This window comes from Mycobacterium sp. ITM-2016-00318 (genome assembly GCF_002968285.2).
GTDB lineage: Bacteria > Actinomycetota > Actinomycetes > Mycobacteriales > Mycobacteriaceae > Mycobacterium.
This window is the reverse complement of record NZ_CP134400.1, coordinates 2,785,422-2,797,956: the sequence shown is the minus strand read 5'-3', so window position 1 is coordinate 2,797,956 and position 12,535 is coordinate 2,785,422. Positions and strand designations below refer to the sequence as shown.

The 12,535-nt window shown below is 62.8% G+C and carries 7 protein-coding genes and 3 rRNA genes; all 10 read right to left on the bottom strand.

Going from position 1 to position 12,535, the window contains the following annotated elements; translation table 11 throughout:
* Window positions 1–6: 6 nt before the first annotated feature.
* Entirely contained in the window at window positions 7–1,191 is a 1,185-nt protein-coding gene (steA, locus tag C6A82_RS13670; RefSeq protein WP_105345911.1) for a putative cytokinetic ring protein SteA, read from the bottom strand.
* A gap of 92 nt (window positions 1,192–1,283) precedes the next feature.
* On the bottom strand, window positions 1,284–3,050 hold the full coding sequence (gene recN / locus C6A82_RS13665) for a DNA repair protein RecN (protein ID WP_105345914.1): 1,767 nt from the start codon (window positions 3,048–3,050) through the stop codon (window positions 1,284–1,286).
* Window positions 3,050–3,973 (bottom strand): NAD kinase, encoded by a 924-nt coding sequence (locus C6A82_RS13660; protein ID WP_105345915.1) that lies wholly within the window; start codon window positions 3,971–3,973, stop codon window positions 3,050–3,052. Before C6A82_RS13660 ends, recN begins: the two co-directional genes overlap by 1 nt.
* On the bottom strand, window positions 3,970–4,776 hold the full coding sequence (locus C6A82_RS13655) for a TlyA family RNA methyltransferase (protein ID WP_105345916.1): 807 nt from the start codon (window positions 4,774–4,776) through the stop codon (window positions 3,970–3,972). Before C6A82_RS13655 ends, C6A82_RS13660 begins: the two co-directional genes overlap by 4 nt.
* A 6-nt stretch (window positions 4,777–4,782) precedes the next feature.
* On the bottom strand, window positions 4,783–4,980 hold the full coding sequence (locus C6A82_RS13650; RefSeq protein ID WP_105345922.1) for a hypothetical protein: 198 nt from the start codon (window positions 4,978–4,980) through the stop codon (window positions 4,783–4,785).
* 8 nt (window positions 4,981–4,988) lie between these two features.
* Window positions 4,989–6,011, bottom strand: coding sequence for an HAD-IIA family hydrolase (locus C6A82_RS13645; RefSeq protein ID WP_105345917.1), 1,023 nt, complete (start codon window positions 6,009–6,011; stop codon window positions 4,989–4,991).
* Window position 6,012: 1 nt separating this feature from the next.
* The gene (locus C6A82_RS13640) at window positions 6,013–6,831 is read right to left on the bottom strand and encodes a tetratricopeptide repeat protein (protein ID WP_396836021.1); all 819 of its coding nucleotides are present in this window, start codon (window positions 6,829–6,831) and stop codon (window positions 6,013–6,015) included.
* A gap of 285 nt (window positions 6,832–7,116) precedes the next feature.
* Window positions 7,117–7,230: ribosomal RNA gene (gene rrf / locus C6A82_RS13635) — 5S ribosomal RNA — on the bottom strand.
* 87 nt (window positions 7,231–7,317) lie between these two features.
* Window positions 7,318–10,435: ribosomal RNA gene (locus C6A82_RS13630) — 23S ribosomal RNA — on the bottom strand.
* A 373-nt stretch (window positions 10,436–10,808) separates the two neighbouring features.
* Window positions 10,809–12,330 (bottom strand): 16S ribosomal RNA (locus tag C6A82_RS13625).
* Together the 16S, 23S and 5S rRNA genes form the textbook arrangement of a ribosomal RNA operon.
* Window positions 12,331–12,535 lie beyond the last annotated feature (205 nt).

Below are 12,535 nucleotides of genomic sequence, written 5' to 3'. Positions count from 1 at the left end.
AGCTCCCTAGGTGACCCAGCTCTGTACCCACATCGAGAACTGGTTCCAGTAGTTCACGACCCAGTCGATCACCGCGCCGTCCGCGCGTGACACCCAGAGGGCGACGATGACGGCGACCAACATCGCCAACACCAGAAGCGCGATGGCGCCGCCGGAGACGCGACTGCGGTACAGGGTCGCCACGGCCTTCGCGTCCACCAACTTCTCGCCCACCTTGAGGCGGGTCAGGAACGTCGACGGATTGCTGTGCTGGCGCGAGCGGTCGAAGAACTCCTCGATGCTGGCGGTATGGCCTGCGGTGACGATCAGCGAGGCGCCGTGGTGGTCGGCCAGCAGCAGCGCGAGATCGGCCGCCGAGCCTGCGGCCGGAAAGGTCATCGCTCCGACGCCGAGGTCCTGAATGCGCTCCAGCCCGGCGGCGTGTCCGTCGGCGTCGGCAGGAAGCACCACCTGCGCGCCGCTGCACAGCACTTCGGCGCTGATGCGTTCCGGGTCTCCGACGATCAGCGCGGGCCGATAGCCGCCCTTGCGCAACACGTCCGCACCGGTGCCGACGCCGATGAGCACCGGTTGGTACTCCTTGATGAAGGGTTTGAGCGCCTTGAGGTCATAGGCGGCGCTGGGTTCCTCGGCCACGACCACGACGTGACGCCGATGAAGGTCGACGTCGATGTCCGGGATCCCGATGCCGTCGATCAGCAACGGGCTCTCGCTGCGGATGAACTCGATGGTGTTGCCCGCGAACGCCTCGAGGTGGGCGACCAAACCGCTCTTCGCCTCGTGCATGAGTTCGTGGATCTCGTGATCGGTTCGCTCGGTGCCGTGGGCGAGTCTGCGATCACCGGCATAGACGCCGCCGTCATACAACCGGACCCTGGCTCCGTCCTTCACCCGTTTGAAGACCTCGGGGCCGGTTTCGTCGATGAGCGTGACGCCGTTGTTCACCAGCACCTCGGGGCCGAGGTTCGGATATCGGCCGGAGATCGACGGAGACGCGTTGATGACGGCCGCGATCTCGGCCTCGACCAGTGCGTCGGCGGTGATGCGGTCGAGGTCCAACGCGTCGATGACCACGATGTCTCCGGGGCCGACGCGTCGCAGAAGCCGATCGATGTCGCGGTCCACGCGGGCGGTGCCGGTGATGCCCGGCCGTGGGCTGGCAGTGCGAGAGAGCAGCGCAGACATCTTCATATCCGCGATTCTGTCGGCCAACCCTCAACTTGAGGTGGAGGCGCGCCGTAACATCAGCCCCACAAGTTATATTTCGTCACACCAGCCACACATTATAAGGCCTCCGCGCGGTCCTCCTGCGCGGCTTTCAGCAGTTCGCGCGCGTGTGCCCGGCCGCTGTCGGAGTCGCCAAGCCCAGCGAGCATGCGGGCGAGTTCGGCGACCCGATCCTCGTCATCGAGCCGATGGACGCCGCTGGCTTTGTCACGTCCTGCGCTGTCGACGACGATATGGATGTCGGCGTAGGCGGCGACCTGAGGAAGGTGGGTGACGACGATGACCTGGTGGGTGCGTGCCAGCCGCGCCAGGCGCCTGCCGATCTGGACAGCTGCGCGCCCACCGACTCCGGCGTCGACTTCGTCGAAAACCATCGTCGTGCCCTCGACCGATGCGGCGAGGACCACTTCGAGCGCGAGCATGACCCGGGACAGTTCGCCACCGGAGGCGCTCTTGTTCAACGGCAGCACGTCGGTGCCCTTGTGGGCGGAGAACCCGAAGCTGACGGCATCGGCGCCGTCGGCCCCGGCATGCACCGTCGTCCCCGACGGCAGCGCCAACGGTGCCGAATCGTCTCCGCGCACGGTCAATGGCGATACAGCGACGGTGAATTCGGCGTCGGCCATCGCCAGCCCGGACAACTCGGCGGTGACCGCCTTGGCGAGGCCCTTCGCCGCCTTGGTCCGCGCCTTGCTCAGTTCCGCCGCGGCGTTGACCAATTCGGCTTCCAACTCCGAGACTCTGCGCTCCAGGACGGCGAGGGCCTCCTCGGACACGTCGAGCTGATCAAGACGATCGCGCGACTCGCGGGCCCACGCCAACACACCATCGATGTCGGCGGCATACTTTCGGGTCAACACCCTCAGCTCGCCCTGTCTGGCCAGCTTGGTCTCCAATGTGCTTGCATCATTGGGCAGTTCGCTGAGGTAGTGGCTGAGCTCGGTCGACACGTCAGCGATCACAGCCAACGCCTCCGCCAGCCGCTCCCCCAGTGCCAAGAGCGTCGTGTCATCCGTGCCGTCCAGCGCCGATTTCGCCCGTCCGACTTCGTGTGCTCCTGACACAGGATCGGCGTCGGCGGCGTCGTCGAGCGCCCCGGACAGCGCGTTGCGTGCAGTCTGGGCGGCCTCGCGGAGCGCGTCGAGTTCGGACAGCCGCCTGATGTCGTCGACGAGTGTGTCGTCTTCGCCCGGTCGCGGGTCGACCGCATCGATCTCGCCGAGCCCGAACTTCAACCGGTCGGCCTCTTGAGCCATCTCCCTTGCGCGCTGGGTTCTTTCGGCGAGATCACGTCGAGCCGCAAGCCACGACTCGCGCACCTTGCGGTACCGCCCGAGGAGCGCACCGACATCGGCGAAGCGATCCAGCGCCGCGCGCTGTTCGTCTCCACGCATGAGGCGCAACTGGTCGTTCTGCCCATGCAAGGTGAGCAGTTCGGTGGTGAACGTGCTCAGCGACTTGGCCGGCACACTGCGGCCGCCGAGGTAGGCTCGCGAGGGTCCGTCGCGACTGACCGATCGCGCGGCGATGACGCTGCCGTCTTCGTCGCGGTCCGCGCCGGAGGCGTCGAGTATCTCGTCGACAAGGGCGGCCACGCCGTCACCGAGTTCACGGGTGCTGAACCTGCCTTCGATCACGGCGCGCGCCGCACCGGACCGGATCCGTGTCGCATCTGCCCGTGCGCCGCCGAGAAGGTGCAGCCCGGTGACCACCATCGTCTTGCCGGTACCGGTTTCGCCGGTCAAGACGGTCAGTCCACGGTCGAATTCGGCCGTCGCCGTGCTGATCGCGCCCAGCGACTCGATGCGGATCTCGGAGAGCACTACTGCCCGCGCCAGCCTGTGACCGGCAGCCGGAATTTGCGCACCAGTCGGTCGGTGAACGGCGCGCTGTCCAGGCGCACCCACTTCAGCGGTGTGCCGCAGCGAGTGACCTCGACCCGCCCGCCCGCCGGCACCACCATCTCGCGTCGGCCGTCGCAGAACACCAGCGCGTCGTGGCCGGTGGCCTCGACCTCGACCGCGATGGCGGCGTCAGGGCTGGTGACCATCGGCCGGGCGAAGAGCGCATGGGCGTTGTTGGGCACCACCAGAATGGCTTCGAGATCCGGCCAGACGATCGGGCCGCCCGCGGAGAACGCCCACGCGGTGGAGCCGGTCGGGGTCGCCACGAGCACACCGTCGCACCCGAAGGCGGACACCGGACGGCCGTCGACCTCCAGCACGGCACCGAGAACGCCGAGGCGCGGACCCTTCTCGAGGCTGGCTTCGTTGAGGGCCCAGCCGCGGTTGACGATTCGGCCCTCGACACGCACCACGACGTCGAGCGTCATACGCTCCTCGACGCGGAAATCGCGGCTGACGACGTGCTCGAGGACCGTGTCGATGTTGTCGGCCTCCGCCTCGGCGAGGAATCCGATGCGACCGAGATTAACGCCCAGCACCGGGATTTCGACGTTGCGGGCGAGTTCGGCTGCGCGCAGGAACGTTCCGTCGCCGCCGAGGACGATGACCAGTTCGCAGCCCTCGGCGGCACGTTCGTCGGCGTCGACGACTTCGACGTCGACGCCGATACCGCGCGCGTCCTCGGGAGCCGGGTGCACCGCGGCGCGGTCAACCGCCTCGGCCGACAGCACCCGCAGGCCAATGCCGTTCTCGCCGAGCACTTTCTCTACTCTGCGCGCGGTTTCGGTGACTTCGTCGCGGCCGGTGTGGACCACCATGAGGATGGTGCGGTCAGATGTCATTGAGGCCCCTCGGCGACAGCGCGTTCGACAGCCTGCTCCAGCTCGACGCCGGCGAGCGGGCGCTCGGATTCGGCGCGCAGATGCAGGAAGTATTCAACGTTTCCGGACGGACCCGGCAGTGGACTGGCCGTGACGCCGACGGTATGCCAGTTGAGCTCGGCGGCGCGGTGTGCGACCGCGAGCACGGCACCTGCGCGCAGTTCGGGGTCCGACACCACCCCACCTGCGCCCACCCGGTCCTTGCCGACCTCGAACTGTGGCTTCACCATGGGAACGATATCGGCGGCGCCCGACGCGCATGCAACCAGCGCAGGCAGCACCGTCGACAGCGAGATAAAGGACAGATCGGCCACCACCCTGTCGACGGCACCGCCGATTGCATCGCGTGTCAGTGCACGGACGTTGGTGCGCTCCAGCACCGTCACGCGGTCGTCCGACCGCAGCGCCCATGCCAGCTGCCCGTACCCGACGTCCACGGCGACCACTTCGCGGGCACCGCGATCAAGCAGTACCTCGGTGAACCCGCCGGTGGAGGCGCCTGCATCCAGACAGCGCGCATTCGCCACCGAGATGTCGAAGGCGTTCAAAGCGCCGATGAGCTTGTGAGCTCCTCGGGAGACCCAGGTGCGTTCCGCCGCGTCGACCGTCAGCGCCGCGTCCAGGGAGACCGCCGTCGCCGGCTTGGCGGCGGGCATTCCGTTGATGCTGACCCGGCCGGCGCCGATCAGTTCGGCCGCCTGCTGCCGCGAGCGCGCCAACCCGCGCCGCACCAGCTCGGCGTCAACACGAGCGCGCCGCGCCATGTGGCCTCACCCGTCCGGGTTTTCCAGCGGCGCCGGTGCCTTCTCGACCGACTCCAGAGCCTGAACAAGGAGGTCGTGCGCCTCCTCGAGTCGGGCGGCGACACCGTCGATATCCACCTCGGCGGATCCGGGCCCCTCGATGTCGGGCAGTTCGGCCATCAGCGCCGCGATCCTGGCCCGGATCTCGTCAGGTTCGGTACTCATATCGAGGATCACGCTAGTCGATCAGGCGATGTGAGCAGGGACCACCGCTCCAGCGCCTTGCGGGCGATGTAGTCGCCCGCAACGATTGCGAACGGCTGCCAACTGAGGTTCGAATTCCATACCGCGTTGGCGGTGGCGCGCACGACCGTCACCGAATCCCTCGGCTCGGTGCCGGTGTTGTGAACCGTCACCGCGGATTCGCCGATCTCGACGCGCCAGGCTTTGTGCGGCCCGACTCGGAGTAGGTCCGCGCGGTCATAGAGCGAGCGAAGATCGGTGGCGATGTAGTTGGGCCGCTCGCCTGGAATAGCACGAACCGCCTCGGCGGCCGTGCTGACCCCGGTGAGGACCATCAGGCTGGGCAGTCCGGCGGCGTGAGCACCGGCGATATCGGTGTCCAGCCGGTCGCCGACCACCAGCGGGGAGCGAAAGTCGCCGCGCGACAATGCGTCTGTGAGCAGTCTCGGCCGCGGCTTGCCTGCAACCTGCGGCTCTCGATCGGTCGCGGCCTGCAGCGCGGCAACCATCGAGCCGTTTCCGGGAAGTAGGCCGCGTTCGGAAGGCAGCGTCTTGTCGACGTTGGCCGCGACCCACAGCGCGCCTCCCCTGATGGCCAGTGCCGCCTCGGCAAGGTCGGGCCATGCCGTCTCGGGCGAATGTCCCTGCACGACGGCGACGGGATCGTCGGACCATTGGCGAACGGGCTTGAGTCCGACGTTGGTGACCTCGGCTGCCAGCGACTCGGTGCCGACGACGAGCACCGCGGCGCCGGCGGGCAGACGCTCCGCAAGGAGGCTGGCCGCGCTCTGCGCGCTGGTGACGACATCGTCGGCATCAGCGGTGAAACCCATCACACGCAGATGGGCTGCGACCTCCTCCGACGCCCGTGAGGCGTTGTTGGTGACATACAGCTTGCGAGACGTTACGGCCGCGAGCGTGTCGACAGCGCCCACCGTTGCCTGATGACCGCGGAACACGGTGCCGTCGAGGTCAAGAAGGAGGCAATCATGTTCCTGGACAAGGGTTGTCACGTCAGGTGAGCTCCGTGATTCGATCTTCTGCATCGGTCACACCCTCGACGTCGGCGGCTGCGGCGTTGATGAACCACTGCAGGGCTTCTTGTCGACGGTCGAGAGCGAGCAGTGTCTCGGCGTAGGCATAGAAGAGGCGGGCGGCGGTCTGCCCGGTGCGCGTCGGGTCGAGTTGCGGGGTGGACAGGATCGCGAGGGCCTGATCGATCTGTCCGAGATCCGACCTGGCGCCGGCCACAACGATGCGCAGTTCATCGGCGTCGTCGTCGGTCAGTGCAGCGGCCTCGGGGCTGCGGGCCAACTCGACCGCCCGCTCGGGACGGCCGAGGCCCCGCTCACAGTCGGCGATCAGCGGAAGCAGCGGCGATTTGCTGCCCAGCCGGCGAGCGGCGCGCAGTTCGGCGAGCGCCTGCGCCCAGTCGCCGCAGCGATACGCGGCGATGCCGACGGCTTCGCGGACCGCGGCGATCCGGCCCGAACGCTCCCGCGCGGCGCGGGCATGCTCCAGTGCGGCCTCGGGGTCCTCGTCGAGCAGCTCACCGGCGGCCACCAGATGGCGGGCGACGAAATCAGATGTGTTGCGGTCCAACGTCGTCAGTTCTCGACGAACTTCGGGCGCAAGCTGGCGTGCCTCGATGTCGGGTGACAGCGCAGGTCCGCTTTGGTCGGCGGACGCATCCGACTTCGGTTGCGTGATCCTGGCACGGTTCGGCCCCGACGATCGTGGCGCCTGTTGACGACTATCCCGTCTCTGCGGACCGCGTGGACCGTTTCCTCCGCGAGGTTGACGACGTTCGCCACCTGCTCTGTTGTCGACCACTGAAACCTTTCGCCGTGGAACCTCGTGCAAGGATACGGCCCATTGGGGTCGGGCTCTGAATGCACACCGCCTCGGAACACGGATCAGTCAACACCTCGAACACAGACGGTGGCAGCATCCGACGGGATGCCTTGTGTGACAACGTCCGACCGCACTCTCCCACGGGGCGTGAGCGGAGGTGGTGGCATGGGATCACTGACCAAGGTGGGCTGAGGCGCCCATCATCGAGTAGTAGAAATGCCTCTGCCCCCCAACAGAATTGGGGGGCAGAGGTCTTCAAGGTGTGTTCGGCGGTGTCCTACTTTTCCACCCGGGTTGGGTAGTATCATCGGCGCTGGCAGGCTTAGCTTCCGGGTTCGGGATGGGTCCGGGCGTTTCCCTGTCGCTATTTCCGCCGTAACTTTGTTCACTTGTGGGTGAAGTTGTGTTTGGTGGTGGGGTGGGGTTGTTTGAGCTGGTGTGGTGTGTGGTTGCGGGTTTTTGGTTGTGTGTAAGTTTTCGGCCGGTTAGTGCCAGTTCCCTTTGTCCATTGCTGGGTGTGCAGGTCTGGTCTATTGATCCCGTGGTCTGCGGGGGGCCTTATCCCACTTGATGGGTGAGAAGCCTGGTCTTGGAGGGGGTTTCCCGCTTAGATGCTTTCAGCGGTTATCCTGTCCGAACGTGGCGATCCAGCGGTGCCCCTGGTGGGACAACTGGTAGACCAGAGGTTCGTCCGTCCCGGTCCTCTCGTACTAGGGACAGGTTTCCTCAAGCTTCTGACGCGCGCGGCGGATAGAGACCGAACTGTCTCACGACGTTCTAAACCCAGCTCGCGTGCCGCTTTAATGGGCGAACAGCCCAACCCTTGGGACCTGCTCCAGCCCCAGGATGCGACGAGCCGACATCGAGGTGCCAAACCATCCCGTCGATATGGACTCTTGGGGAAGATCAGCCTGTTATCCCCGGGGTACCTTTTATCCGTTGAGCGACACCCCTTCCACTCGGGGGTGCCGGATCACTAGTCCCGACTTTCGTCCCTGCTTGACGTGTCAGTCTCGCAGTCAAGCTCCCTTGTGCACTTACACTCAACACCTGATTGCCGTCCAGGTTGAGGGAACCTTTGGGCGCCTCCGTTACATTTTAGGAGGCAACCGCCCCAGTTAAACTACCCACCAGGCACTGTTCCTGAACCGGATAGACGGTTCGAGGTTAGAGGCCCAATACGGTCAGAGTGGTATTTCAACAGCGACTCCACCATCACTGGCGTGATGGCTTCATAGTCTCCCACCTATCCTACACAAACCGTATCGAGCACCAATACCAAGTTGTAGTGAAGGTCCCGGGGTCTTTTCGTCCTGCCGCGCGTAACGAGCATCTTTACTCGTAGTGCAATTTCGCCGAGTCTATGGTTGAGACAGCTGAGAAGTCGTTACGCCATTCGTGCAGGTCGGAACTTACCCGACAAGGAATTTCGCTACCTTAGGATGGTTATAGTTACCACCGCCGTTTACTGGGGCTTAAATTCTCCGCTTCACCCCGAGGGGGTTAACGGGTCCTCTTAACCTTCCAGCACCGGGCAGGCGTCAGTCCGTATACATCGTCTTGCGACTTCGCACGGACCTGTGTTTTTAGTAAACAGTCGCTTCTCACTGGTTTGTGCCACCCACTCCCGCTGCCCCGGGCAAGCCGGTTGACGGTGTGTGGGTCCCCCTTCTCCCGAAGTTACGGGGGCATTTTGCCGAGTTCCTTAACCATAGTTCACTCGTACGCCTCGGTATTCTCTACCTGACCACCTGTGTCGGTTTGGGGTACGGGCCGTGTGTGTACTCACTAGAGGCTTTTCTTGGCAGCATAGGATCACCGAATTCGCCTCACTCGGCTATGCATCACCTCTCAGGATTAGTGAACGACGGATTTGCCTATCGTTCTCCCTACAGGTTTACCCCAGTATTACCACTGACTGGTACGGCTACCTTCCTGCGTCACCCCATCGCTTGACTACTACCAGAGAAGGTTCCACGCAGCCGGTAGGTCCCGCCCCCTCGAAAGGGTTTGGTGGCCTACCTTTTGGGTGGTTAGTACCTCTGATTCGTCAGGGACGCGCACACACGGGTACGGGAATATCAACCCGTTGTCCATCGACTACGCCTGTCGGCCTCGCCTTAGGTCCCGACTCACCCTGGGCGGACTGGCCTGGCCCAGGAACCCTTGGTCTTTCGGCGGGCAAGGTTCTCACTTGCCTTATCGCTACTCATGCCTGCATTCTCACTCCCACACCCTCCACCACTCGATCACTCGGTGGCTTCACCGGATGCAGGACGCTCCCCTACCCAGCCTTGCGGCTGCCGCGGCTTCGGCGGTGTGCTTGAGCCCCGCTACATTATCGGCGCACAATCACTTGACCAGTGAGCTATTACGCACTCTTTCAAGGGTGGCTGCTTCTAAGCCAACCTCCTGGTTGTCTTTGCGACTGCACATCCTTTTCCACTTAGCACACGCTTAGGGGCCTTAGCCGGCGATCTGGGCTGTTTCCCTCTCGACGCACGGAGCTTATCCCCCGCCGTCTCACTGCCACGCTATTGACTTACCGGCATTCGGAGTTTGGCTGACGTCAGTAACCTAGTAGGGCCCATCGGCCATCCAGTAGCTCTACCTCCGGCAAGAAACACGCAACGCTGCACCTAAATGCATTTCGGGGAGAACCAGCTATCACGGAGTTTGATTGGCCTTTCACCCCTACCCACAGCTCATCCCCTCAGTCTTCAACCTAAGTGGGTTCGGGCCTCCACGACGTCTTACCGTCGCTTCACCCTGGCCATGGGTAGATCACTCCGCTTCGGGTCCAGAACACACCACTACACCCCTACCGGGGATACGCCCTATTCAGACTCGCTTTCGCTGCGGCTACCCCTCAACGGGTTAACCTCGCGACATGTCCCTGACTCGCAGGCTCATTCTTCAAAAGGCACGCCATCACCCCACCACGAGGTGGAGGGCTCTGACGGCTTGTAGGCACACGGTTTCAGGTACTCTTTCACTCCCCTCCCGGGGTACTTTTCACCATTCCCTCACGGTACTAATCCGCTATCGGTCACTGAGAAGTATTCAGGCTTACCGGGTGGTCCCGGCAGATTCACAGCAGATTCCACGGGCCCGCTGCTACTCGGGGACAGTTCCACGAAAGCCGCGATGTTTTCGGTTACGGGGCTCTCACCCTCTCCGGACAGGCCATCCCAGGCCACTTCACCTAACACCACGGTTTATCACTTTCGCCCTCATCGGCGGATGAGAGAAGAAACGCCCCACAACACCGCACACACAACCCCCGCCGGGTATCACATGCATCCGGTTTAGCCATCCTCCGCTTTCGCTCGCCACTACTCACGGAATCACAATTGTTTTCTCTTCCTACGGGTACTGAGATGTTTCACTTCCCCGCGTTACCTCCCAACTGGCTATATATTCACCAGCAGGTGACACGACATCACTCGCGCCGGGTTTCCCCATTCGGACATCCTCGGATCCACGCTCGGTTGACAGCTCCCCGAGGCATATCGCAGCCTCCCACGTCCTTCATCGGCTCTCAGTGCCAAGGCATCCACCATGCGCCCTTAAACACTTACAACACAAAAAACCAAAAATCATATGAGTTAAAAAACTCTGAAATTGCACATCAACACACAAACAACGTCTGCGTGTTAGATGCTCGCAACCACTATCCACAAATCAAACACCACACCCCACCACCAAAGCAGGGCGACAACCTAAACCCTATCCCCGGTTTCCCACCCTCGGGACGAAGAGATAGCGGGCCTGTTGCCTCAAAGCCCAATAGTGTGTCTGGTGATCCCTCACCGGCGTTCGATCACTCGAAACCCGAACCGGCTCAACGTTTGTCGTGCACCCACCGGCAACCCACTACAGGCGCCGGCACTGATATCCCAACCGCGAACCCCTCACACATGTGAGGCACGGGGGAATGAATTGGTGCTCCTTAGAAAGGAGGTGATCCAGCCGCACCTTCCGGTACGGCTACCTTGTTACGACTTCGTCCCAATCGCCGATCCCACCTTCGACGGCTCCCTCCCCAAGGGGTTAGGCCACCGGCTTCGGGTGTTACCGACTTTCATGACGTGACGGGCGGTGTGTACAAGGCCCGGGAACGTATTCACCGCAGCGTTGCTGATCTGCGATTACTAGCGACTCCGACTTCACGGGGTCGAGTTGCAGACCCCGATCCGAACTGAGACCGGCTTTAACAAGGATTCGCTCCACCTCACGGCATCGCAGCCCTTTGTACCGGCCATTGTAGCATGTGTGAAGCCCTGGACATAAGGGGCATGATGACTTGACGTCATCCCCACCTTCCTCCGAGTTGACCCCGGCAGTCTCTCACGAGTCCCCGGCATTACCCGCTGGCAACATGAGACAAGGGTTGCGCTCGTTGCGGGACTTAACCCAACATCTCACGACACGAGCTGACGACAGCCATGCACCACCTGCACACAGGCCACAAGGGAACCGACATCTCTGCCGGCGTCCTGTGCATGTCAAACCCAGGTAAGGTTCTTCGCGTTGCATCGAATTAATCCACATGCTCCGCCGCTTGTGCGGGCCCCCGTCAATTCCTTTGAGTTTTAGCCTTGCGGCCGTACTCCCCAGGCGGGGTACTTAATGCGTTAGCTACGGCACGGATCCCAAGGAAGGAAACCCACACCTAGTACCCACCGTTTACGGCGTGGACTACCAGGGTATCTAATCCTGTTCGCTCCCCACGCTTTCGCTCCTCAGCGTCAGTTACTGCCCAGAGACCCGCCTTCGCCACCGGTGTTCCTCCTGATATCTGCGCATTCCACCGCTACACCAGGAATTCCAGTCTCCCCTGCAGTACTCCAGTCTGCCCGTATCGCCCGCACGCCCACAATTGAGTTGTGAGTTTTCACGAACAACGCGACAAACCACCTACGAGCTCTTTACGCCCAGTAATTCCGGACAACGCTCGCACCCTACGTATTACCGCGGCTGCTGGCACGTAGTTGGCCGGTGCTTCTTCTACGCCTACCGTCACTTACGCTTCGTCGGCGTTGAAAGAGGTTTACAACCCGAAGGCCGTCATCCCTCACGCGGCGTCGCTGCATCAGGCTTGCGCCCATTGTGCAATATTCCCCACTGCTGCCTCCCGTAGGAGTCTGGGCCGTATCTCAGTCCCAGTGTGGCCGGACACCCTCTCAGGCCGGCTACCCGTCGTCGCCTTGGTAGGCCATCACCCCACCAACAAGCTGATAGGCCGCGGGCCCATCCCACACCGCAAAAGCTTTCCACCACACGACATGCATCGCGTAGTCCTATTCGGTATTAGACCCAGTTTCCCAGGCTTATCCCAAAGTGCAGGGCAGATCACCCACGTGTTACTCACCCGTTCGCCACTCGTGTACCCCCGAAAGGGCCTTACCGTTCGACTTGCATGTGTTAAGCACGCCGCCAGCGTTCGTCCTGAGCCAGGATCAAACTCTCCAAACAAAAACCCCTCAAACACAACGAGGCAGAATTCGAATCAGAACAATCCGATCAAAGCAACCAGTCAAAACTGGCAAAAAAACAACGTCATGCCCCCAAACGGGAAAATGCGGACACGACAAAAAACAACAAACAAAAACCACCAAACACACTATTGAGTTCTCAAACAACCCGCGCGACAAGCCCGCGGCTTTTGGCCGCGTACTCG

Coding starts and splice junctions, on each gene's coding strand:
- steA (WP_105345911.1), bottom strand. CDS start 1,191: ATGAAGATGTCTGCGCTGCTCTCTCGCACTGCCAGCCCACGGCCGGGC.
- C6A82_RS13660 (WP_105345915.1), bottom strand. CDS start 3,973: ATGACATCTGACCGCACCATCCTCATGGTGGTCCACACCGGCCGCGAC.
- C6A82_RS13655 (WP_105345916.1), bottom strand. CDS start 4,776: ATGGCGCGGCGCGCTCGTGTTGACGCCGAGCTGGTGCGGCGCGGGTTG.
- C6A82_RS13650 (WP_105345922.1), bottom strand. CDS start 4,980: ATGAGTACCGAACCTGACGAGATCCGGGCCAGGATCGCGGCGCTGATG.